19 protein-coding genes are annotated in these 25,359 nt (G+C 38.0%); 2 read left to right on the forward strand and 17 right to left on the reverse strand.

Going from position 1 to position 25,359, the window contains the following annotated elements; translation table 11 throughout:
* Window positions 1-8: 8 nt before the first annotated feature.
* From C0J00_RS05620 to C0J00_RS05645, 6 genes are all read right to left on the reverse strand, one after another.
* Window positions 9-731, reverse strand: a complete 723-nt coding sequence (locus C0J00_RS05620) for a CpsB/CapC family capsule biosynthesis tyrosine phosphatase (protein WP_104967948.1) — start codon at window positions 729-731, stop codon at window positions 9-11.
* A gap of 1 nt (window position 732) precedes the next feature.
* Window positions 733-2,199, reverse strand: coding sequence for an LCP family glycopolymer transferase CpsA (gene cpsA / locus C0J00_RS05625; protein WP_104967949.1), 1,467 nt, complete (start codon window positions 2,197-2,199; stop codon window positions 733-735).
* A gap of 176 nt (window positions 2,200-2,375) precedes the next feature.
* The gene (gene uvrC, locus C0J00_RS05630; protein ID WP_104967950.1) at window positions 2,376-4,154 is read right to left on the reverse strand and encodes an excinuclease ABC subunit UvrC; all 1,779 of its coding nucleotides are present in this window, start codon (window positions 4,152-4,154) and stop codon (window positions 2,376-2,378) included.
* A gap of 102 nt (window positions 4,155-4,256) precedes the next feature.
* Window positions 4,257-4,949: a YjjG family noncanonical pyrimidine nucleotidase gene (locus tag C0J00_RS05635; RefSeq protein ID WP_104967951.1), complete on the reverse strand. Its 693-nt coding sequence runs from the start codon at window positions 4,947-4,949 to the stop codon at window positions 4,257-4,259.
* Window positions 4,950-5,037: 88 nt separating this feature from the next.
* Entirely contained in the window at window positions 5,038-5,874 is an 837-nt protein-coding gene (locus C0J00_RS05640; RefSeq protein WP_104967952.1) for an aldo/keto reductase, read from the reverse strand.
* A gap of 56 nt (window positions 5,875-5,930) precedes the next feature.
* On the reverse strand, window positions 5,931-6,353 hold the full coding sequence (locus tag C0J00_RS05645; RefSeq protein ID WP_104967953.1) for a MerR family transcriptional regulator: 423 nt from the start codon (window positions 6,351-6,353) through the stop codon (window positions 5,931-5,933).
* 164 nt (window positions 6,354-6,517) lie between these two features.
* Here C0J00_RS05645 and C0J00_RS05650 point away from each other — a divergent pair, with 164 nt between their 5' ends.
* Window positions 6,518-7,444 carry an aldo/keto reductase gene (locus tag C0J00_RS05650; protein WP_104967954.1) on the forward strand — a complete coding sequence of 309 codons (927 nt, stop codon included), beginning with the start codon at window positions 6,518-6,520 and terminating at the stop codon, window positions 7,442-7,444.
* A gap of 51 nt (window positions 7,445-7,495) precedes the next feature.
* On the opposite strand, the gene C0J00_RS05655 is transcribed toward C0J00_RS05650, so the two are convergent.
* The 7 genes from C0J00_RS05655 to C0J00_RS05685 all read right to left on the reverse strand — a co-directional run bounded on the left by C0J00_RS05655 (window position 7,496) and on the right by C0J00_RS05685 (window position 21,541).
* Entirely contained in the window at window positions 7,496-7,762 is a 267-nt protein-coding gene (locus tag C0J00_RS05655; RefSeq protein WP_104967955.1) for a zinc ribbon domain-containing protein, read from the reverse strand.
* A 13-nt stretch (window positions 7,763-7,775) separates the two neighbouring features.
* Window positions 7,776-8,276 carry a YkgJ family cysteine cluster protein gene (locus C0J00_RS05660; protein ID WP_104967956.1) on the reverse strand — a complete coding sequence of 167 codons (501 nt, stop codon included), beginning with the start codon at window positions 8,274-8,276 and terminating at the stop codon, window positions 7,776-7,778.
* A gap of 376 nt (window positions 8,277-8,652) precedes the next feature.
* Complete coding sequence (locus C0J00_RS05665) at window positions 8,653-14,841, reverse strand: ZmpA/ZmpB/ZmpC family metallo-endopeptidase (protein ID WP_104967957.1); 6,189 nt, start codon at window positions 14,839-14,841, stop codon at window positions 8,653-8,655.
* Window positions 14,842-15,011: 170 nt separating this feature from the next.
* Window positions 15,012-16,559 carry a BCCT family transporter gene (locus C0J00_RS05670; protein WP_104967958.1) on the reverse strand — a complete coding sequence of 516 codons (1,548 nt, stop codon included), beginning with the start codon at window positions 16,557-16,559 and terminating at the stop codon, window positions 15,012-15,014.
* Window positions 16,560-17,312: 753 nt separating this feature from the next.
* Window positions 17,313-18,347, reverse strand: coding sequence for a zinc-dependent alcohol dehydrogenase family protein (locus C0J00_RS05675; RefSeq protein WP_104967959.1), 1,035 nt, complete (start codon window positions 18,345-18,347; stop codon window positions 17,313-17,315).
* A 131-nt stretch (window positions 18,348-18,478) separates the two neighbouring features.
* Window positions 18,479-19,474: a polyprenyl synthetase family protein gene (locus tag C0J00_RS05680; RefSeq protein ID WP_104967960.1), complete on the reverse strand. Its 996-nt coding sequence runs from the start codon at window positions 19,472-19,474 to the stop codon at window positions 18,479-18,481.
* A 147-nt stretch (window positions 19,475-19,621) separates the two neighbouring features.
* Window positions 19,622-21,541 (reverse strand): NAD(P)/FAD-dependent oxidoreductase, encoded by a 1,920-nt coding sequence (locus C0J00_RS05685; protein WP_104967961.1) that lies wholly within the window; start codon window positions 21,539-21,541, stop codon window positions 19,622-19,624.
* A 124-nt stretch (window positions 21,542-21,665) separates the two neighbouring features.
* On the opposite strand from C0J00_RS05685, the gene C0J00_RS05690 reads away from it, so the two are divergent.
* A complete protein-coding gene (locus C0J00_RS05690; RefSeq protein WP_104967962.1) occupies window positions 21,666-22,214 on the forward strand; it encodes a Gx transporter family protein in 549 nt (182 codons plus the stop codon).
* Window positions 22,215-22,293: 79 nt separating this feature from the next.
* On the opposite strand, the gene ffh is transcribed toward C0J00_RS05690, so the two are convergent.
* The 4 genes from ffh to C0J00_RS05710 all read right to left on the reverse strand — a co-directional run bounded on the left by ffh (window position 22,294) and on the right by C0J00_RS05710 (window position 25,307).
* On the reverse strand, window positions 22,294-23,868 hold the full coding sequence (gene ffh / locus C0J00_RS05695) for a signal recognition particle protein (protein WP_104967963.1): 1,575 nt from the start codon (window positions 23,866-23,868) through the stop codon (window positions 22,294-22,296).
* Between the two features lie 58 nt (window positions 23,869-23,926).
* The gene (locus tag C0J00_RS05700) at window positions 23,927-24,259 is read right to left on the reverse strand and encodes a putative DNA-binding protein (protein WP_104967964.1); all 333 of its coding nucleotides are present in this window, start codon (window positions 24,257-24,259) and stop codon (window positions 23,927-23,929) included.
* A gap of 93 nt (window positions 24,260-24,352) precedes the next feature.
* Window positions 24,353-24,607, reverse strand: coding sequence for a CPCC family cysteine-rich protein (locus C0J00_RS05705; protein WP_104967965.1), 255 nt, complete (start codon window positions 24,605-24,607; stop codon window positions 24,353-24,355).
* Between the two features lies 1 nt (window position 24,608).
* A complete protein-coding gene (locus tag C0J00_RS05710) occupies window positions 24,609-25,307 on the reverse strand; it encodes a GntR family transcriptional regulator (protein WP_104967966.1) in 699 nt (232 codons plus the stop codon).
* Window positions 25,308-25,359: the final 52 nt, after the last annotated feature.

Below are 25,359 nucleotides of genomic sequence, written 5' to 3' on the forward strand. Positions count from 1 at the left end.
CCTGGGTCTTAGTGACCAATTATTATTTTTGGGTTGTCATAAAATAGTTTTTGGGCTATAGCAGTACCTTTTTTATCCGCAACAACTTGGTAAGCTTCTGCCATGAAAGGTGGCCTACTATGTAGATTATGCATGTCACTAGCAATACAATCAATCAGGTCATTCTCAAGGAAATAGCGTCCTCTTTTTTTAAAGAGTTTTTCCTGATCACCGAATAGTTTAGGCTTGAGGACATGATTACTGTTAACTTGCGTATAGCAGCCCATGTTTTGTAAATCAATCACTCTCTCTTTATTAAAGGCTAAGGCATTATAACGTTCAATATGAGCGATTACTGGCGTCAATCCTAATCTTAAAACTGTTGATACTGCTTGAAGCATTTCTTGCCATGGTGTTGACATACTAAATTCTAATAACATGAATGGTTGGTTATTGTAAGTAGGCACTAACTGATTTTCCAATTTTTCAATTAAATCGCTAGTATAGTACAATTCTCCACCATACAAAAGTTCTAAGTCAGGATAAACTTGTTCAGCTTCTTCTTTTAAAAGTAAGAACTGCTTTTCGATAGTAGCCTCCGGTGTTTCAAACATGCCTTTTCGACGATGAGAGGTTGCGACAATTGTAGTAACACCTTGAGCATAACTCTCACCAAGCAGTGATAGGCTCTCTTCAAGACTTTTCGGACCATCATCGACGTCAAAGATAATATGTGAGTGTATATCAATCACTCTATTTTCCCTCCATAACTTCTTGAATAGCTGCTTTAGCAGTTGAAACACTTGTATCATCTAAGGAATACATATAAAGCTGAGAATTCGGCATAGCATACGATGGTAATTCACCTGTTGAGCCTTTTCCAGTTACATCTTGTGAGATAACCGTGTAATGCCCTCCTGACTCTATCTGCTTATTAGCAATATCCATCATCATTTCACTTGGCATATTCGTCTGGACAGAGTTGCTTACCCCATCGAGGACACTTGAGAATTTTGTTATCGTATTTATACTTGATAATTTATTGATAATTGCTGCGATAACCTTTTCTTGATTTTTACCACGATCGTTATCTCCACCAGCTAAACTATATCTTTCTCTGACAAAACCAAGCGCTTTTTCAGATGTCAAAGTGACTTTCCCAACTGGAAAATCAAAGTTACCATGTCTACTTGTGAACGCTTGATCATTGATAACATCGACACCACCTAATACATCTATTAAGTTCATAAATGAGTTGAAATTGATTCTTGCATAATAATCAATTTCAATGTCATACAAATTTTCGAGTGTTTTTTCAGATGTTTCAACACCATAAATACCTGCATGTGTTAACTTATCGTATTGATTTGCTCCACCATCAGGGATTTTGACATAAGAATCACGAGGCGTTGTTGTCAAAAGCACTTTTTTCGTCTTAAAATTGATGGTCATGATAATATTAACATCAGATCTTGAAACATTATTTATCGGACCGTATGTATCAATACCACTGACATAAAGATTCAGAACATCTTCATTTTTAGGTTTAAGTTGTTTTTCAGCTTCTTTTCGTACAGTATAAGTATAGAGCGTTCTGACATTATCTCTAAAAGAGTCATCCTCCTGCTCTAATAATGAGACATAGGCACTGTTCATAACCATTGCCTTATTGGTATCCCCTTTAATAGCAGCGTAAGCTGACTGATAAGAATCAACTTTTTGCACAGATGGTTCAATACCTTTATCCATCTTGATTTGCTTTAATAAAGCTTCAACATTACTTTTATCACTAGTGGTTGGCGCCTCTAATGTCGTAACTTCCGAAAGATTATTAATAGCACTATCTTTATGAACAACTACTGACATGTCAACTTGCGAATAAAAAGAAGATTCATTTATTCTTTTTGTTGCATCAAGTGTGGTTTTTGTAAGGTATAAAAATACCCCAGTTAACAATGAAAAGACAACAAGTAAAACCGCAATGGTCTTTAGCAATTTTTTGCTTAACACAAAAAAAGTCGCTACAGCTAATATCACTACAAAAGCTATAACCATCAGCCAATTGAGACCTTTAACATTTAAAATATGGTGTGACATGACAAGATAGGTTGTTAGAGTAGCTATGATCGTAAACAAGGCAATCAGAAAGCCATCTGCCACCTGCCAATATCTTTTTTTTGTTTGTGTGCCGCGTTTTTTTGAGCGATGATGTTTAGACATGAAACGTTTCTCCAAATTTTGCTGTTACATATTATACCATATTTCAATAGATTAAACAATTTTAATAAAAGCATCTCTGTACCATATCAATTCTAATTGTTAATCTTTTGTTATATATTACTGACAGTGATTAATCATGTGATTAGCTATTAATATTTTTTCTTTTAAATGATTTTTTATTCCATTGTTAACTTTTGAACAATTGCTTTAGCTACTTTTTCTGGAATACCTAATGCTTTAAACTCTTCTTGACTGGCTTCTTTTATCTTTGTCATTGATTTAAAATGTTTTAATAAAACTTGTTTTCGTTTTGGTCCCAATCCTTCGATGCCATCTAGTTTAGAACTAAAAGAGTTCTTACTGCGTACTTGACGGTGAAAGGTAATGGCAAAGCGATGCACTTCATCTTGAATCCTATGAAGAAGGAAAAACTCTTCAGAATTTCTGGGTAGATCAATGACTTCTAGTGGATCACCAAACAATAGTTCTTGCGTTTGGTGTCTGTCATTTTTTTGCAAACCAGCAACAGGAATCGGCATGTTAAGTTCATTTTTAAGAACATCTTTTGCGATATTGACTTGCCCTTGCCCACCATCAATGATAATCAAATCTGGTGTTGGAAGATTTTCTTTTTTCACGCGCTCATAGCGGCGTCTGATAACTTCTCTCATACTGGCATAGTCATCAGGACCTTCGACGGTTTTAATCTTGTACTTGCGGTATTCTTTTTTGTTGGGCTTGCCATTTTCAAAGACGACCATGGCTGATACGGGACTAGTTCCCATGATATTGGAGTTATCAAAGGCTTCGATACGAACGGGTGTCTCAATGCCCATGAGCTGACCCAGATTTTCAATGGCTCCTTGGGTCTTTTTGAGATCTTTTTCCAAAAGGTTAAATTTTTGTTCTAAACTAACACGGGCATTTTTAATAGCCAAGTTAACCAGCTGCTTCTTTTCCCCACGTTGCGGCTTGATGACCTTACTTGGGACGATTGCCTTGACTAACTCTTCATCAATATCTGACGGGATAAAGACTTCTTTAGGCAAGATGTGCTTAGATTCTTGGTAAAATTGTCCCATATAGGTTAAAAAATCTTCTTCAGGCTCGTTATAATAGGGGAAGAGATTGACATCCCGTTGAATAAGCTTCCCTTGACGCACAAAAAAGACTTGAACACACATCCATCCTTTTTCAGTATAGTAACCAAAGATATCACGATCTTGCATGTCCTGACTCATGACTCTTTGTTTGGTTCTAAGTGTTTGGATGGCCGTTAACAAATCTCGGTATTCTGCTGCTTTTTCAAATTCCATGCGGTCTGCAAAAGTCTTCATTTTGCTCTGCATGTCTTTGACCATCTTGTCATCATGACCATTTAGAAAATTCTTAACGTCATTAATCAGTCCATCCCAATAAGACTTGTCCGTATGACAGACAGTGTGAGCATTGCATTGGCCGATGTGGTAATAGAAACAAACCTTGTTAGCAGGATTGCTACACTTCTTAAAAGGAAACATCCGGTCTAAGAGGCGCTTAATATCATTGGCTGCATAAACATCGGGATAAGGACCAAAATAGAGGCCGCCGTCCTTTTTATTGACCTGACGGGTGATGATGAGGCGGGGATAGGTTTCCTTGGTGATTTTGATAAATGGGTAGGATTTATCGTCTTTGAGTCTGATATTGTACTTGGGCATGTTCTCTTGAATAAGGTTAATCTCAAGTAAGAGGGCTTCGATGTTAGACTCGGTAACAATAAATTCAAAATCAGCGATTTCAGAAACAAGCATTTCTGTCTTGGTATCGTGACTGCCTCGGAAATAAGAGCGCACACGATTCCGCAGATTTTTAGCTTTTCCGACGTAGATAATGTTGCCTGTTTTGTCTTTGTGGAGATAGCAACCCGGACTGTTTGGCAGCAACTCCAACTTGTTTTTAATCAGTTGATTCATAGCTATATTATATCAAAAAAATGAATCTCTTTTTGGATAGAAAATCTTGTTTAATTGCTTCTATAAATGAAAAAAGACAGATTTTTTGTTCTGTCCTTTTTGTCATGCTAACAATATCTTACGAATACCATCATAGTCGTGGACGGTGTAATTTGGTTCCAATCCACTGTTATTGACTTGTTTTTTAGGATTATACCATATAGTATCGATGCCAGCGTTATGCCCTCCCCGGATATCCGCTGTCAAGCTATCACCAATCATTAAGGCTTTTTCTTTGTTAAAACCTTCAATATTAGCACTAATCCAGTCATAATAAGCCGCATCTGGCTTAGCCGTTCCAGACTGCTCTGAAATAAAGATGTGTTTAAAGAGTGGGCTGATACTAGAACGTGCCATCCGTCCTTCTTGAATAGCTGTGATACCATTGGTAGCTCCATAAATCTCATACCCTGCTGCAATCAAATCTTCTAAGAGTTCGTGGGCACCAAGATAGGTCTGCCCCTGTTGGCCAAGGTGTTTTTCATAAAGCATGCCCATAGCTTCCCCATCAACCTGATGGTCAAAATGGTCAAACAATAGAGCAAAACGTGTTTTGACGAGTTCTGGCTTAGTGATTTTTTTAGCCTCTAAATCACGCCACAACTGTTGATTCATCGGTTTGTAATAGTCTTTATAGGCTTCGACATCTTCAACACCAACCTCCAAAAGCATTTCCGTCAAAGCAGCTTCTTCTGCTGCTTCAAAATCCAAAAGAGTGTGGTCAAGATCGAAAAGTAAGAATTGATAAGTCGTCATGATATCTCCTTTGAATGTATTATATCATACCCTGTAGTCTAAAGAATATCAAAAAACCAAGTCGCTGAGCAACTTGGTTTTCAATAACTTAAAAGTTTGTTGTATCTGGGTCTGTTTGAGCTTTAACACCTTCGATAGTGTCTAGCTTAGCGACATCTTCTGCTGATAATTCAAAGTCAAAGATATCAAGATTTGATTCGATATTTTTTGGTGTTACTGATTTTGGAAGTGGTAAGAAGCCTTTTTGCAAGCTCCAACGTAGGGCAACTTGTGCGACTGATTTGCCGTTTGCTTCAGCTACTTCTTTAGCGACATCACTTGAGAAGATGGTACCAGTCCCAAGTGGGCTATAGGCTTCCAAAAGAATGTCATTTGCTTCACAGAATGCTACAAGTTCTTCTTGTGGGCAACCTGGTGCTAAAAGCACTTGGTTAACCTGTGGTTTGATCTCTGCAGTTTCAAAAAGTGCCTCGAGATGGTGTTGCATGAAGTTTGACACACCAATCGCACGGACTTTACCTTCTTTATAGGCTTCTTCCATAGCTTTCCATGCACCGGCATTTCCTTCTTTCCAGTGGTCACGGATTGGTTTTGGATTTGGCCAGTGAATCAAGAGAAGGTCAACATAGTCAACACCAAGTTTTTCAAGAGATTCATCGATAGATGCTTTAGCAAGGTCGTAATCGTGTTTGTCATTCCAAACTTTGGTTGTTAAGAAAATATCTTCACGCGCAAGATCACTATCAGCAATAGCTTTACCAACACTAACTTCGTTACCGTAGATTTGTGCCGTGTCAACGTGGTTGTATCCTACTTTAAGAGCGTGTGCTACACTATTGTAGGCTTCTTCACCGTCAGGAATTTGCCATGTTCCAAATCCAATTTTAGGAATTTGAACGCCGTTAGAAAGTGTATAATGTTCCATATAGTCCTCCTTGATGACTCAGTGTCATCTTTTTATTAATGATTTCACAGGAGTATCTAGAGATGACTAGACTTCTCCTTTTGTCTGATGTCATAATAGGCATCTGTTCGCTCGGTATCTGACAGACCTTGTTTTTCCAATTCAGCCAAATGGCGATGAATTTTGATTTTTTCAATCAGATAGCGATGGGTTTCCTGAAGTTCTGCAATTTGTTTTTCCAGCTCAGTTTGTGTTTTTTCGAGCAACTCAGTTGAAAGCGCATGATTGTGGAACTCTGCTAAAATACGTCGGATATCCTCTAAAGACATCCCAACACGTCGATAATGCGCGATAGCCTTTAGACGATCAATACTAACATCATCAAATTGACGAAAGCCTCTTGCATTTCTCGGAATTTCAACCATTCCTTCTTTTTCATAAAAACGAATAGCATGCGCTGAAATTCCTATCATTTCTGATATATCTTTGATTGTAGGCATTGAAAAATCCTCCATCATTATTGTACCAAGTTAGACTAACTCTAAGTCAAGAAAAAAGCTAGTTTTATCTAAAAAAAAGCTAGCTTTATAGAACATCGTTTCAATTGACCTTCGACTTGGTCTAAGTGATATAATGTCAGCATTAACAAATAGGAGGTCACTCAATGAAAACAATTGATGTTGTCAATGGGCCAAGCGATGTTGCTGCGATTATCTTAGGCTGTATGCGTATGCCTGCCTTGTCAGTCGATGATGCTGCTAAGATGATTGAAACAGCTATGGAACAAGGGATTAACTTCTTTGACCATGCAACGGCTTATGGTAATGGGGAAGCTGAAACCCGCTTTGGAGATGCTTTTGAAAAAACTAGTATCAAACGTGAGGACGTAATTCTGCAATCAAAAGTTGGTTTGGAATTTTATCGTAATGAATTCGACTGGACCAAGGAAAATATCATTACAAATGTCGATAATAGTCTTCGCCGTTTGAAAACTGATTATTTGGATTCTGTTCTGCTCCATCGCCCTGACTTGATTTTTGAACCAGAGCAAGTTGCGGAAGCTTTTGACGAATTGGAAAAAGCTGGTAAGGTTCGTCACTTTGGTGTCAGCAATGTGCCACCACTTCAACTCGATCTTTTGAAGAAATTTGTCAAACAACCCCTAGTCTTCAACCAGTTGCAATTATCCCTTGAACAATCTCAAATGATTGACCAAGCTCTTTATCTCAATAACAAAGGGACTGACATGTCTATTGACCGTGACAACGGTATTTTGGACTACTGCCGCTTGCACGACATTACCATTCAAGCCTGGTCTCCATTGCAATATGGCATGTTCGAAGGAACGTTCATTGACAATCCTAAATTCCCAGAACTAAATCAAGCACTTGAAGAGTTAGGAGAAAAGTATGGTGTTTCTAAAGCGGCTATTGCTATCACTTGGATCCTCCGTCACCCAGCTAAAATGCAAGCGATCGTAGGTACTATGAACCCACAACACCTGATTGATGTTGCAACTGCTGCAGAGCTTAACTTGACACACCACGAATGGTATCAACTCTATCTAGCTTCAGGTAAATATTTACCATAAAGATTCTAGTCAAAAGCCTCGATTGAGGCTTTTTCCTTTGTCTCAACTAACTTATTGCCAACGTTTGGCTCTTTTGAGCATCATAGGATAAGAGAGTTTCATCAAGGATTTGATGAGCGCATTTCCTTGACCTTGACTAATAGCATTTTTCCCCTTGGTTAACATTTCTTTATAAGTGATGTTTGGTTCCGTCCATTGACCATTTTGGTAGCAATAATAGCAATAACTCTCTGAAACCAAACCATTGGTTTCACTTCCTCTTACATCTTCACCATGTAGGTTTAGGGGCATGGCACATGATTGGCAAAATTTTTCCATGTTTCTTCTTTCTTTAGTTGTCTAATCGTTGGCGTAATTTTTCAACGAATAGATAGGCTGCAGGGCAAATCAAGGTATTTTTTAAAGTCAGGTGATTGATTTGATAGATACGTTTACGGTCAGTATGCGGAAAAGCAGCACAAGCCTTTGGTCTAGCATCATAGACATCACAAAGCTTGTCTAGCCCTAAAAAAGGACAAGGCATGCTTTTAAAGACCTTATCGCCATCCTCGTCAACGCGTAAATAAGTTTGCTCAAAGGTTGATAATTTCATTCGAAAGAGTTTTGACATGCGGGTAATATCTGCTTCTGTCAAATCCGGTCCCAAATCTTGACAACAGTTGGCACACTGGGTGCAATCAATCTCTTGAAAGACTTCATTATGGAGTTCTTTGGTGATTTTGTCCAAATTTTTTGGTGGTTTCTTCTTGAGTTTGGCTAGAAATTTACGGTGAACTTCCTGTTTTTGAAGAGCTAGTTGATGATAATGTTCAATGTCAATCTCATTTGTCATAATCTTACTTCCTCGCTATCTATAAGACTTATTATACCATAGGTATTAATGCTCATTGAAAATCTTCAATCTGACGTTGTCAAGTTTACCTTCCTGAACCGCAGTTCTATCTGCGGCTTCTTTCCTAGTCAGATTATGATTTTCTTCGAATATAAGACATAAAAAAGCTGGGACAAAAGTACCCAGCTTTAACTATTTTAGGCTTTTCTACACAGTGGTAAAGGTTTGATCAAAAACTAGGAGGAGTAGCGACTTTAAGCAAAGACACTATTATTTTAAAGCCTTTTGACGAGTGAGTCAGGTTTTTAGGATAGGAAAGTATCCCAAATAACTCAAATAACTAATAATCCATCCCTTTTATGAATATTACCTTTTCCTAGAAGTAAATTGAGTTTCTAAAATCATTCGTTTGACGGAGATAAGCATTGAAGATTTTTGCCTTCAATTCTTTAACTTTAGAATTTTGAGCATAGAATGAATTATTTCTCGCGATATTAGTGTTTTCATTAATGGTTAAGAATCGACGAGTATCTTCGGCAATGGCTACTTCCATCAAGTCCTTGATTTTATCAATAGAGTCAACCACAACATCTTGACCGTTAAAATTAATGGTAACTGATTTCAATTGGTCAACTTTATCTATCCTATCTTGATACATAGCCTTCTTAAACTCTTTCCAAGAAGCATATTCGCCATTAAACACTTTTTCAAAGACTAAGTCATCCGTTACACGGCCAACTGTGTGATTACTTGGCCAAGTTTCAGTACCTGTAATTCCTTGTTTTAGAGCTTCGTCAGCTAACTGCCCAGATACGTAAGGAAGGAAACCGTCTTCATACCCCTTAGCGGCTAATAATTCATAAGCCATTAACCTGAACATCAAGTCACCTGGAGCACCCTTCGGATTATCAAGTGCTGAATAGATTGGTGAGAACAGACTAATTGTATAATAACCATTACGACCATACTGGTAGCTTGTTCCACTGTTGATACTATAATCGCGATGTGAAATCACGTCATTTTCAATCAAATCATAGACAGACGACAATGTCATGTTATTCCATTCTTCATCTGTGAATTTACGGACAACATTACCTGCATGTGTATCTTCTTTGCTAACAGCATCTTGGACATAATAATTTTCAATTTTATTATAAAATTGACGTTGCTGATCTTTATCCATCGCTAGAATGACTTCTGCTTCGGCATAATCCAAGGTATAGATGACATCAAATAGCCCATGGAAGTATTCCTGTAAATCCGCAGCGGTCTCAAACCGTTCTGGAGACAGTGGTTGATAACGGTTAGTTGCTTCTTCGTAGTCCGTACCCGTATAATCAAAGAGAGTATTTATCGATAGATAAGATGAGTCATGACTAGTAGGTGCCTGAAGAAGACCCGTTGCATATAACTCCGCTCTTTGACCAAAGCGGCGTCCATAGCCAGCTAGATAAATGGAAGCATCTGAATTATGTACCATTTCATGTGTATGAACGGAAGAACCATAATTTTCAAGCATCTTGTCAATTACAAAGCGTGTTAAGTTACCTGTCGCATAAGCACCCGAACCATTTCCGACATAGTGAGAACCTAGACTACCATCTAATGGACCAAAGAAATCTTGGATAGCTTCATTAGCTTCACTACCATACATCGGTAACCATTCATTTTGATTGAGCCCAGTACGATTTAGATAATAACCATCCCAGTTAGGAACTGTCTTTATATTAAGCTCTTTAACGCTATCTAATGACATACGATACCAGAAGTCAAAATGATCCGCATAGCGTTTGTTTGCCGCGTCAACCATCGCTTCAACACGTTTCACTTCTTCGGCATACTTAACAGGGTCTGTTTCTTTTAAGCTCATATCCATGTAACGATCATACATCCCAAAATTGATCGTAGACATATTGGAAATGAAGAAAATCCCTTCATCAGCGGTTAAAAGTGGCAAGATATACTTGCGTGCTTCTGGATCATTGTAAAGTTTCTGATAAGCTCGTACATCAACATCTGGACGAACTTCAGATGCTCCCTCAACCATATAAACCCGAGAAGCATCATGGAACCAAGTATTTTCGTCCATATCTGTAAAGAGTTTACGATAGACACTTAAATAATCAAACTCTGAATCCTGACCAGTGTGAGCTCTTGTTGTGCTCTCATAGGTAGCCAAATGATTAATCATTTGCAATTGCTCATAGGTCTTACCAATGCTTACTAACCATTCTAAAGTATTGGTTGAATTGCCAAAAAGATCTTGATGGTATAGGATTAATTCTTTAGCATTAACATCACCGAAATCAATATTATACCAACGATTGACGTAAGACAGTCCCATTAGAAGGGCTTCTTTATGACGCAAAATATAATCACTAATGTCGGTTCTGTCTGTTGCTAGAACATCAGATGTTGCTAGAACGGAATTAAGAACAGTTGCTAAATTCTGCTTGATGCTATCAAATGATTCTTTTAGATAAAGTTTATCCATTAACTCTTGTGTGTTACCAGATTTCCCAAGAGCATTTAATAAGTCTTCAGAATAGTATTCAATAGCACTTAAAGTTGGTAAAACTGCATCAACAATCTTAGGATAAACAGTCATTATCTGCTCAGGCGTATAAACGAAGTCAAATCCCTCAACTTGATATTCAGCTACTCCTGTATTTTTAAAGTCTGCTAGATAGGAAACATTGTAGTAAGCCTTACTGCCATCTTCAAAATAAACCATAACGCGATTGATACTTGCTTTATCATTAGCATAATCTGAAGCAAAATCATCTCCTATCATTGGAATAACAGAAATAATAGGTTTGGTTGCTAACTCATGATTGCTTGGCAGTTGATTACCATGCTTAACGATAAACTCTTTATTGTAAAGAGGCATGAATTTCTCAAGGTTTTGATAGGCAAGCATGTTCTCTGCTTTAGCCTGCTTCACTGTACTATAATCAACATTATAACGGCTATAATCAATAGCTGAATCATCGAGTGTTACTGTGAGATTCATAGCCTCTACTTTATTAGCTGCTTCCTCTTGTGAAATAGTTGTTGAAAGATTGTTATCAGTTCCTTTAGCGAGACCTTCTACAGTCTGAATGTCTATACGATCATGGGCTGTATTCGTTGAAGGGTTGCCGTGTCCGATTTGACCATTTCTTACGTTAACACTTGATACCGCATTAGTAATAGAAACATTACCAATTGTATCACCAACGAGACCTCCAACATGACCTGAAGTATTTCCCTGACTATTGTCAATACTTCCTGTTGCAACAACATCAGTTAATGACGTTCCTGCATTTTCCATAACTCCGACAATACTACCTATTTTACCTAAAGAACTGCGAGAGTCGCTTCTTATTGTCGCATCAACCTTAGCCTTACTTAGACGACTTTCTCGTAAGTAGCCTGCGATACCACCTGTAAAATTGTGAGTCCAATTGAGCGGTGAAATAATGCTTCCTTCAAAAGCAACATTTTCAAGCACAGTTCGATTAGCACGGTAAATGATACCACCAATATGGCGATTTCCTGATAAAGTGCCCTCTACGGCAACATTACTTATTTTACCAACATTGTCGCCATTAGCAATTTTGGCCAAAGCACCAAACTGTTCCATATTAGGCTTTTGGATATTGACTTTTTTAAGATCCAAATCCTTAATCTCAAAACTTCCTTGAAGGAATTCAAATAAAGGTGCCTTAAGATTTAAAATAGCATTATTATTGCCTAAGAGACGACCAGTAAAGGTTCCAGGAATGTAGCTGGTTGCATTAGCATCCAAAACAATCTCATCAGCATTCAGGTCTGCATCTATTTCAAAAGTTCCAGACATGTTATTTTTAATAGCAGTTATCAAATCTGAAAAAGTGCGGTATTTGCCATCACTAGATGGGACGAATTTGCGGATATAGAAGCTGTAGTTAGCTGTATTATCTGCTATCGCCTGATCATATTGAATGAGCTCTGGAATACTTGTTGTTACTTTGAACACCGGCTTGCCATCATAAGTATCCTCTACCATATCAGTAACGGGAAGGTAAATGTCTCTTTGCTGATCAGAAACCACTCGAACATAATAATCATTGAGATCAGCTGCTACTTGGCTTACATTATCTAATTGAAGGTAGCTGCCATCAGGTTGCTTTTGGAATAGTCCTGCTGAAACAACATGTTTTATTTCTAAGCGTTTGTAATCAAGCTCAAATTCGCGATCTGCTAGATGCTCTATTTGGACTCCCTGCCCATCCTCTAAATCATAGCTATACTGTGTTTTTAGGGTATACTTGACATGCCAATCTAAATCAGTAACATCAAAACTCTCCATGGTTGACAACGGTAGAGATTTAACCAATTTTTCACCATCATAGATGGAAATGGTTGCTCCTATATAAGACTTGGTTGGATCTTCCAATGCATAGTCTAGACTGATTTTCTTTTCATCATCATTTTCAATGAAACTTTCATAAGTTAAAAGAGGCTTTTCTTTTTGTGTAACCACATCAATTCGAACATCTACATCATCAACCGAATTATCTGTATAAATCACACGAACACGTCCAGGTAAGTCAACACCAACTTTATCGGTAGCAGGCTCTGTTACCCAAACATAGTCAGCTACATTAGCCAAGAGATTCGACTGGATACTAGCCTTCGGATCTGGTCTCTCACCTACCTTAACCACTTGTTTATTTGATGTAACAAGTGGTGTTTGACGATCTGCTTCAGTTTCTACTTTCGTACCACGTAGAATAATTTCTGGCGTCGCTGGCACAATAATTTCAATTTTTTCTACAGGTTTGCCTTCTTTTGTCCCCTTAATGGTATTGTAGGTTAGCGTAACTCGCTCAAGTCCATCTATACCTTCTTGCTTAATTTTTTGTGTTCCCACAAGAGCAGTAGGATCATCCTCATATCGAATTTCAAAAGGAATAGATCGTTCACTACTTTCAGATACTGTTCCTTCTATAGGTTTCGTTCCAACTTTAATGATAGTTGGTGTCGCTGCTTGAACAATTTCTTCCGTTACAGTTGGATTTGGCTGACGGACACCATCTAAGGTTTTATATGTTGTTTTAACTAATTTTTCACCATCTGTGCCCTTAAGCTCATTCGTTTCTCCTTCCCAAAGCGTTTCATCATCTTGACGAATGATAGGAGAAGGGATGCTTTCTCTTACTTCTACAGTTTCACTAGCTTCAATAGGAGTTTCTGGAGTAGGTTGTTCAAGGATTTCAGATGTCGAAGTGCTCGTGCTAATGACTTCACTCACAGATTGACTATTCGAAACCGATTCTTCAACAGATGTTTCTGAAATAACAATCTCTTCTGATGGCAATGGTGTGACTTCCTCAGACTCGCTTGGAGCAGCTGATATTTCAGTAGAGATTGTTGATTCTACTGGGACGATGACAGGAACATCAACTTCTGAAGTGACTTCTGAGGTTACGACAGATTCACTTACTACTTCTGATGTCGATACGGAGTCACTATCGCTTGATACGATACTAGTGCTAGTAACTGTAGTGGTACTAGTAACAAGACTAGTCACCACGCTGGTGCTCATTGAAACTGATTCACTAATAACAGTACTGGTACTAGTTTCTGGCTCTGCAACCTTAGTTCCACGACGGATGATTTGCGCCACTGGACTAACTGTTACTTCTTCTTTAACCAATTGGCCATCATGATAAGTCAGTACTTTCAATCCATTTTGACCAGCTTGCACAACTTCCTCAGTTCCTTGTTCTAATTGAGGATCTGCTTGGTAAATAGTCTCATATGGGAGGGATACCTGACTTGTTGTCACCTCAGGTAATGCTTCAGACTGTCTGATTGTTTCTGACTGTGGTACCTCACTCGTTGAAACTTCTATCCCCTCAGAAGCCGGACTCTCTACTTTTTCGTTATTAAGACTTCCTGATGCCTTATCAGTATCCTCTGCTATCGGGTGTAAATCATCTCCTTGAGTTGCACTTTGTGGCAAACTATCGCTAGTCTTATCTAAAATATAACCAACAAATTCATAACGATCAATAGTGATTTTCGTCTCAGGAATGATGCTACCGATGGCTAATTCATAAGATTTATCATGATGAGACAAAACACCTGATGAAATAGCTGAGACACTAATGGTACTTGTTGCCCCAATAATCATAATAGCTGAAACAACTGATTTCTTGCGTTTAAGACGTGTCACACCCAACACTAAAAGTCCTGCACCAGCAGAAGCTAAAAGCAAGTTCGTTTTCTGACTACCCGTTGATGGCAATAGAGATTGCTGAGGACGGTAAACCATATAATAAGTGTCGTAATCCCCTACCTGATAAGTTGGCAATTCTTCTTGTATGCGTAACTTCTCTTCATCGGTTAGGTCACTTTCCACAACATATTTATATTGTATTGACTTGCTGCCTATGGGATTTGTTAGATGACTGTCTGCGGCTACTGGAGCAGCTGCAATAGTCCCTCCAATAAGTGATATCCCTACAATCGCAGATGCAACGCCAATAGAAAATTTCCTAATAGAGAAGGTAAACTTTTTTTCTTTGAAAAACATTACTAATTTAAAAACTCCTAATTTTTATGAAACACTGTCAAAAAGACTGTCTCACTAATCATTATAGCACGATAGATATCTTTTCAACTACTGATAAGTTTTAGATAGTGTTAATTTTACAAAAATTAAAAAATAACATAAAAAAAGCCGACCTAAAGCCGACTTTCCTATTAATCTTCATATGAACGGAATGGTTCATTTTTCTTCGGTTGACGATCTGGTGTAATTTCAAGTCCCATCTCATTTTTCTCATGGTAGAGCTCTTTTAAAAGAGCAAAGAGAACCAAAATTAGAACAATTGAAAATGGTAAGGCTGCGATAATCAAGGTATTTTGAAGAGCATCTAATCCACCTGAAAGCAAGAGGGCAATGGCGATACCAGCTAAGGCAACTCCCCAAATCAATTTCTTGCGATTCGTTGGATTCAAATGCCCATCTTCAGTCAACATTGCCAAAACATAGGTCGCCGAATCGGCTGATGTGATAAAGAAAGTTGAAACCAAAATAATCGCAACAATTGATAAGATAATACCCATTGGATACTGGTCAAATGTCGCAAAGAGCATTTCTTCTGTCGCATAGCGTGTTAAATCAGTACCAGCCATTTGCACACCGTTTGACAGGGTACCAAAGGCTGCAAACCACAAGAAACTCAACACAGTTGGTACCAAGAGCACTACCGTTAAGAATTCACGAATGGTACGTCCTTTTGAAATACGGGCGATGAAAACACCGACAAATGGTGACCAAGAAATCCACCAAGCCCAATAAAAGACTGTCCAATTATTAATCCATGTACGCTTAGCATCATCAAAAGCTGCCGCACGGAAACTCATGCGGAAAAAGTTTTGAAGATAAAGACCAATAGACTCTGTAAAGGTATCAAAAATTGCAACTGTAGGTCCTAGCACAATAGCTAAAGCTAAAAGTCCAATAGCTAAAATCAAGTTAACATTGGATAAGATTTTAACACCTTTACCAAGTCCTGATAAGGCTGACATAATAAAAAGTCCAGTTGTAATAATAATGATAATAATCTGTACAAATTGGTTGTTCGGAATACCAAAGACATAGGAAAGGCCACCGTTAATCTGGGCAGCACCAAAACCTAGAGTCGTTGCAACACCAATGACAGTTGCTAAAACCGTAATGCTATCAACAATCGTTCCTAAAGGTCCATTTACCTTATCTCCAAAGAAAGGTTTCAATGTTACAGATAAAAGATATTTTTCTTTCTTACGGAAACCAAAATAGGCAAGCGCTAAGGCAACTAAGGCATAAACTGCCCAAGCATGCACTCCCCAGTGGAAGAAAGTAAAGCGGAATGAATCTGCTAAAGCTTCTTGTGATTGTAGAGGTGCATTTGGGGTAGAGATAGCAAAGTGACTCAAAGGCTCTGCTGCTCCATAGAAAACCAGTCCAATCCCCATCCCAGCTGAGAACATCATAGCAATCCAAGATGTCGTATCATGTTCAGGCTCAGAATTTGGATTCCCTAAACGGATTTGTCCCAGTGGACTTACGATAAAGAAAATACAAAACATTAAAATTGTCGTTACTAATAGCAAGTAAAGCCAACCAAAGTTTGTTGTAATAACATTCCTTAAGTGTTGTGTTGTCGCTTGAAATGGTTTTGGAATCAGAATTCCTAACAATACCAATATGGTCGTTACACCTGCTGACCACATAAACACTTTTGTAGATGTTTTTTGATTCATAAAATCCTCCCGACTATATAATCTACAACTTTTGGCTGATATAGTCAACGGATATATGCTGCAAACCATATACATTTTATTTCAAACGGTCAGTTTGAAAGTGCTTAACTTCGCATAGTTTACTCTTCCCTTTAGTTTCTAAAAAAACTATCGTATTCATTAATAGCAACAAGAATTATTATCCGACTGAGCCATTTTCTTAAACAAATCAGATTCGTAAACCCTCTACTTCCTTATTTTATAGCTAACTAGAGATCCTTTTTCACCTGCAATAGTTCTGTTCGAATTTGAAATCCATCACTAAGCTAGCATCATCTTGCGATTTAAACTATGATAGACTAAAAAGTATTAAAATCCAAAAATAGCCTAAATAGGTTTAAAAAGCATCTACTTTCAATCGTTTATTTCATGCTTTTTTCAGGAGCAGGATTAACTCTATTATCTTTGCTAAACCGTTTAACTATAGCGAAGACATGGTCCCAAATTTTTAAATGATGTTGAGAAGGACTAAATTTCCCATCAATATTTTCATCGGTAGTCCGAGAAGAATGAATAAACTTTAATACACTTAATAGAAAGAAAATGTTTAAAAAAACAGTCCTCCTCTCAGCACATTAGCTCTAGCAAAAATAAACATAACAGCAAATGAACGGGCACAACAAATAAACAATTACTATCATCATTCTAGAACAGCACAGATAAGCAAAAAAGTTGAGAATTTAAAAAACCTCAACTTTTTTAGGCTTATCTCATTTAAAAGACAATTAAAGACTTAATAGCTTTTCGTTTATCCATGGCTTCATAAGCTGCTTGAATATCATTCAAGGCAAATGCTTGTGTAAAGACTTTACCCGGATTAATTTGACCTGACAATACCGCATCAAGAAGAATTTCTTTATCAAATGTTGTTACAGAAGCAATACCTCCACGAAGTCCAATATTCTTGAAAAAGAGTTGATTAGTGTTCATCTCCTCTTTTTGTGGAATACCTACGCGACCAACGATAGCTCCTGGACGAGCAATTTTAATGGCTGTATCCACAGATTGCTCTGTACCGACACATTCTAAAATGGCATCAACACCAGCCTGATTAGTCATTTCCATAACGCGCTCAACAGCATCATCGCCACGCTCTTCGATAATATCTGTCGCACCAAACTCTTTGGCTAAGGCTTGGCGGTCAGGGTATTTACTCATAGCAATAATACGCTTAGCACCAAGAAGTTTAGCACCGATAATACCACAGAGACCTACGGCACCATCTCCCATGACTACAACTGTATCACCTGCTTTGACTTCAGCAGTCTTAGCTGCATGGAAACCTGTCGCCATAACATCAGACAAGGTTAATAATGACTTCAACTGGTCATCAGAGTAATCTTCTGGTTGTCCAGGAATTTTTACCAAAGCCCAATCAGCATTACGGTAACGCAAATACTCCGCTTGATAACCAATAACAGGACCTGATTTATAGTTTTGACAATCCCCATCAAAACCTGCTTTACAGGCTGCACAATAGCCACAACCATGTGTAAAAGGAACAACAACGAAATCACCAGGTTTGACATTAGTCACATCACTACCAACTTCTTCAACGATACCGATAGCTTCATGACCTGCAAAAGTGCCAGATTCTTTTTGAGAAATACCACGATACCACCATAAATCTGACCCACAGACACAAGCACGAACAATTCGGATAACTGCATCCGTTGATTCTTCAATCATTGATTTTTCTGTTTCTGTTACTCTCATTTCATACGGTTTGATAAAAGTTGCTACTTTCATAAGACACCTCTTTTCTTTTGCACATATTATACTCTTTTTTCAGTCAATATAATAATAAAAGCAATCACCTTTAATAAAAAGGATAAAGAAAAAGGATTGATATCAATCAACCCTTCTTGATAAAACCACTATTAAAATTGTCGGTCCATTATTTTAAATAAAAAGGCTACTACTTGTTCTGCTTCATCAGCTGCTAAGAGCTTTTGACTTTGATTCTTCATTTTTACTAAGTAAGCGTTAATCAACTCTTCTGTTTTTTCAAAAGCTTTCGCCTCATTCAAGCGATAGTATAAGTTTTCCAATGATTCTTCTGACCATTTTTTTCCTTGAGTAAATTGGAAATCCTTCGAAATTTGATGATCACTCTCTTTAGCTAGTATATAGGGAGCGGTGTAGATCCCATTTTGAACATCCTGCATTCTAGGCTTGCCAGATCGCTTCTTATCAACTTGGAAATCAATCAGATCATCACTGATTTGAAAAGCCATGCCAATGGATTGACCGAGATTATAGGCTAGGCGAGATTCTCTTTTTGAAATCCCCTTCTCCCATGCTCCCAACTGACAAGCTAAGGCAAAAAGCAAGGCGGTCTTACCTTTAATTTGCTTTAAATAAGCCTTCATGGTCATCTCTTGATCAAATTGGTTCATTAATTGTGCCAACTCTCCTGCAAGAATCCTTTCAATAAGTTTATGATTCCCCAAATATTGATCATCTTTATCAATATCCAAGAGATTTGAAGCTTTCAATAAAAAACGATTGGCATAGCTCAACAAATAGTCACCGGCATAAATCGCAATACGATTAGAAAAGGTTTTACTCATCACTTGCATGCCGCGACGACTATCAGCTTCATCAATCACATCATCATGAATCAAGGTAGCTAAGTGTAATGTTTCTAGATAGGCAGCCAGGTAGAGCTTACCCTCTGGAATATATCCTGTCTTGGACTGAGACAGTAACAGGCACAAACCCGACCGTAAATACTTGCCAGGAGCTTCCATATAGGCAATAATTTTTTCTTTGACTTCTGGATGTATGACTGATAATTCAGAAATCATCAGTGATTTTACAGATTCTAGCCCTTTTTGAATCTCTGGAAAATCATCCCAAATGTGATGTACCACACAAAACTCCTTATTTATCTTAAAAATAGTCAACTTTAATTTTTCTTACTTAAAAATAAAGGCTATCTCAGGTTAGTCATTACAACTATCATGAGATAACCTTATTCTTATTATAACACGGATGTTTAAGAAATCCTAAAGTCTTTATTACCGTCTATATAAATGTTTAGGTTTGCCGTAAATCCACTTATCTAGTAATCGTCCTAACCATGGCATAATCCAGTAATCAAGACCAAAAGAACGTCCTGCACCTGCCATCAAAGCGATAGCAACTGGAATAAACCAAACATTAACCCAGAAAAACATTCCTGAGAGGCTGAACATAACAACAAAGGCTGCTGTTACAGCTGATACTAACCAGACAAAGGCACCAACAATGAGAGCAAGACCAATTGCAATTTCAAGACAAGTCATCATTTTCTGCATGAAAAGAGCAACTTCTTGGTTTGGCAACATAAATTTCATGATTGCGGCAAACCAATCTGGCATTTCTTTTAACACTTGCATTGGTTCTTCACCATAAGCATAACTCAAACTAAAGATTTGGTGACTAGCTTCAGCAGTTGCTTGTGCTGCACCTTCTGCCGCTTGAGAAGCTCCTGATACTGCTTCAGATGAAGCTGCGGTTTCTGAAGCTCCTGAAGTTGCTTCAGAAACTTGTTGTAACCATGGGAATGGGAAGACAACCTTATCACCAAACCATGATTGCGTTCCAAAGAGACCAAAGGCTTTCTTAACCCCCTCAAACAACCAAACTGATCCGTAGAAAATACGAAGTGGCACTAACCACATGCGGTTCCCCTTGCTTGAAGTATGACTACCGAACATATTACGTCCATCTGCAACGTCAAAGAATTCGTGGCGCATATATGCTCCGATATTATAGAAACTACGGATTGTAAAGAAGTATAAAAGGTTGGTAAAATGTTTCATCGCACTTGCCATGAACCCTGATACATGGTACTTATCCATGACATAAGCAACTGTGTATTTGGCCCCGATGGAAATCAGAAAACCATCGTATTTACCCTTGAAGGCTTCTTTTTCACCACCACTAATAGCTGCGATAATATTATGAGCTGCCGTATGACCAGTTTGCTCAGCTGCTTGTACGATTTGAGGAACTGGACGCCCTTCTTGTGAGCCATCTTCGTAGTACATGACGTCACCTGCAAGATAAACATTCTCTTTTCCTTGAGCCTCCATGTATTGGTTTGCAACAAGACGTCCTGCTCGCGCCTGTTCAATACCGAATTCAGCTGTATCTGTGTTTGCTTTAACACCTGCTGTCCAAATTGAGGTATATGTTGGAACAACGCGACCTGAAGAAAGGTGTAAGGCATCTTTTTCAACACTTGTTACACCGTCTGCAAGAATCAACTCAACACCTTTTTTCTCAAGATATTTGCGCGCTTTGGTTTGCTCTTTCTCTGTTACCATGTTGAGAATATTTGGCATAGCTTCAACTACTTTGAGTGAGAACTCTTTTGGATCAAGTTTGTAACGTTTCGCTAGAATTGGCACCCAATCAATCAACTCACCAATCATTTCAATACCCGTAAAACCAGCACCAATAACAGTAAAGGTTAAAAGGGCACGACGTTTAGCGTCATCGTGTTCACCCATAGCTTGCAAGCATGAGTTAACAATATGATCATGGAGTTTCTCTGCTGCTTCGATTGACCAAAGTGTAAAGCCATTTTCTTTAACACCTGGTGTGCCGAAGTCGTTTGCTTCGCCACCCATTGCAAGAAGTAAGTAGTCAAAATCAAGTGTTTGATTTTCAGCAATAACTTGTTTGTTATCATAATCAATCGATACAACTTTATCTGTTACCAAATTAACTTTGGGATATTTTTTAAAGATACGTTGTAAATCGTATTTGATCGCTTCAGGTTCTACACGACCTGCTGCTACTTCATGCAGTTCAGTCATGTAAGTTTGGAAGGAATTTTTATCAATTAAAGTAATTGAAACATCTTTATCTTTTTTATATTTTTTAGCTAATTGGCGAGCTGCAGTCACACCTGCATATCCAGCACCAACGACAACGATATTTTTTGTCACTGCTAAATCCCCCTATTGATTATTCATAATTCTTTTCAATTATATCAAACTAGTTAGTATTAAACAATATAGTTTGAAAGAAAAATCACAATTTTTTCGAGGGTTTTTATGATAAAATAGTTTTATGATACATTCCAACCGAAAATTAATGTTTATCACCATGCTGGTAGCCCAAGCGGTAGTTATTTCTTTTTTTGAACGTTTTATTCCAACACCTTTCTCTTTTGCTCCTGGCGCTAAGCTAGGACTAGGTAATCTGATTACTATTCTTTCCCTCTTTACTCTTCCAATCAAAGATAGTTCGAAAGTAGTCGCTTTTCGACTACTCGTATCTACCTTTTTAAGTGGTACCTTTTCAACTTTTTTATATGGTCTTGCAGGAACGCTCTTTAGTTTTCTGATCATGCTATTAATCAAATCCCTAGGACCCAAACGCGTAAGTGTTATTGGAATTTCAGTTATGGGAGGAATCATGCACAACATTGGACAACTTGTCGTTTTCGCCCTCATTGGGCGATCCTGGTTAGTATTAAACTATTTACCGATTTTATCTTTCAGTGGTATTCTTTCTGGCTTTTTCGTTGGTATAGCAGGTAATTATCTCTTAACGAAATTAAAACCATTACAAGAATTCCAACATGCCCTACCCGACGGTTGGCACATCAAGTCATAATTTTTTTATATCAAAGTATTAAAAAACATCAGCTTTCTGAACGCCATATTCAGACAACTGATGCTTTTTTTATGAAACCTTATTTACGTTTTTTCTTAGCTTTTTTAATTTTGTTAGCTTGGCGCTTCATAGCCTGTTTCATCATAAATGAACCAGCCTTACCTTTAAGACCTCCACCAAACATCTGACTCATATCCATGTTACCACCCAGAGCTGACATATCTGGCATTCCACCTTGTTCCATCATGCTTTCAAGGGATGACATATCCATGCCACTCATATCTGGCATATTAGGCATATTTTTAGGAAGATTGTTTGGATTAATACCCATCTGACGCATAGCTTTTTCCATATCACCTGACATAACACCTTGCATCATTTGCTTAGCCTGGTTAAAATCTTTGATAAACTTGTTGACTTCTACAAAACTATTCCCAGAACCTGCTGCAATACGACGGCGGCGACTTGGATTTAAAAGATCTGGATTTTCACGCTCTTCTGGTGTCATTGATGATACAATAGCACGTTTCCGGGCAACCTGTTTTTCATCAACTTTGAGATTAGCAAGAGCAGGATTACCTGCCATTCCAGGAAGCATCTTCAACAGATCCTCCATAGGCCCCATATTTTGCACTTGGTCTAATTGATCGATGAAATCATTGAAATCAAAGGTGTTTTCTCGCATCTTCTCGGCCAATTCCATTGAGCGTTTTTCATCATACTCCTGGCTGGCTTTTTCAATCAAGGTAAGCAAATCACCCATACCCAAGATACGACTAGACATACGGTCTGGGTGGAAGGTTTCAATGTCAGTGATTTTTTCACCAGTACCAGTGAATTTAATTGGTTTACCAGTAATTTCACGGATAGAAAGGGCTGCACCACCACGAGTATCCCCATCAATCTTAGTTAAGATGACACCTGTAATGTTTAATTGCTCATTGAACTCACGCGCTACGTTTGCTGCTTCTTGTCCAATCATTGAGTCAACAACCAAGAGAATTTCATTTGGTTGTGCTAAAGCCTGTACATCACGAAGTTCCTGCATCAAGGTTTCGTCAATTTGCAAACGACCAGCTGTGTCAATAAGAACATAGTCGTTGTGATTTTGACGGGCTTGTTCAAGACCTTTTTTGACAATCTCAACAGCCGGCGTCTCAGTCCCCATGTCAAAGACTGGAACATTGATTTGACTACCTAGTGTTTTCAATTGGTCAATAGCAGCTGGACGATAAATATCAGCCGCAATCATCATAGGACGGGCGTTTTCTTCCTTGATGAGTTTATTAGCCAATTTACCAGCAAAAGTTGTTTTACCAGCCCCCTGAAGGCCGACCATCATGATGATGGTTGGAATCTTAGGAGATTTCTCTAATTCAGCTGTTTCTGAACCAAGAATCTCAGTTAATTCTTCATTAACAATCTTAATGATTTGTTGGGTTGGATCAAGCGTATCAATAATGTCATGACCGACAGCACGTTGACGAATACGTTTGATAAAGGTCTTCACAACTGGAAGGGCAACGTCCGCTTCAAGTAGGGCTAAACGAATTTCCTTCGTTACCTCTTGAACATCCTTCTCAGAAAGTTTCTTTTTCCCACGAATATTTTTAAAGACGCCCTGTAGGCGTTCTGTTAAGCTTTCAAAAGCCATTAAACTCTTCCTCTTTCTTGGTCTTATTTGTTACAACGATAAGGTCTTCAAGACCAAATCATTCTTTATTATCAATGCTACTTAAAATAGCTATCTTTTCTTGTAAATACTCATCTCCAGCATATCGTTCAGCAATATCATCGAAAATTTCACTACGAACGATATAATCTGAATACATATGAAGTTTCATTTCGTAAGTTTCTAAAACCTTCTCTGTTCGTTTGATATTGTCATAAACTGCTTGACGACTGACTCCAAATTCCTCTGCAATCTCTGCTAGACTATAGTCGTCTGCATAATAGAGCTCAATATAGTTCATTTGCTTGTCCGTCAAAAGAGCTGCGTAGAATTCGAAGAGAGCATTCATTCGATTGGTTTTTTCAATTTCCATAAGGATTATTTTAGCATATTATCTATGATTTTTATAGTAACAATCGAGGTAGAATGATAAAGCTACTACTTATCTAAACTGATGCCTCTTATACTATCGTTCTTCAGGATATTCGGATGACTCAGGAAGTCTAACGAACGGTGTCAATCTTTCTTCAGAAGCACCAAAAGTCATAAAATTTTCTCTGGCTTGATTGAGTGATATAACGTTAGCACCACTAACCTCATCTGGATATTGTATTGATAAGAGATCATATTCCCAATAACAAACTCGGCATATTTCATAAGTATCGCTATCCAGTTCTCTTAATGTGTAGTAGCCACAACAAGGACATTTATATTTCTTCATACTAGTTATTCTCTAAATAAAACTCAAAACGATCGCCCACATACTGGCTTCGGACATACTCAAAAGGCTGTCCGTTCGTAAGATAAGAAACTTGAGTTAAGGCTAAAATAGCACTTTTGAGAGGAATTTCTAAATAATCAGCAACCTTGTCATCTGCAACTTTAGCTGATATTGTCTGTTGACTCTTACCAATTTCGTAGCCGTTAGCTGTCATGGTCTGGAAAAAATGCTCTGTGATATCCGTTTTATCAAAGTCTTTCACTAATTTTTCAGGGATACTAGTGACTTCAAATAAAACAGGGATCTGATCTGCATAACGAATTCTACCCATCCGGATAATGTAAGAGTGAGGTTTTATATTAAGATGCCTGACTTCTTGTTCATTTGGATGACTTCTTTCATAAGAGATTAGCTTAGTTGAGGGAACCTTACCTTGTGATTTAATAATTTCAGTGAAGCTGGTTGTTCCACGCATCTTTTCCTGAACACGGCTGCTCGCAACAAAGGTCCCACTTCCAACACGCCTCTCTAAAATACCTTCTTCAACTAAAAGCGTTACTGCCTGCCTTAAGGTCATCCGGCTCACTTCAAAATGTTCAGAAAGGTCTCGCTCACTCGGAAGTCGTTGACCAATTTTCCATTTTCCTTCATCAATTCCTTTTTTGATACTATCATGAATTCTTATGTAAGCCGGTATCATGCAAAGCTCCTTTAAATAATCTCTATTCATTCAAACTGAAACAACTATACCA

It is taken from the genome of Streptococcus pluranimalium, assembly GCF_002953735.1.
Classification (GTDB): Bacteria; Bacillota; Bacilli; order Lactobacillales; family Streptococcaceae; genus Streptococcus; species Streptococcus pluranimalium.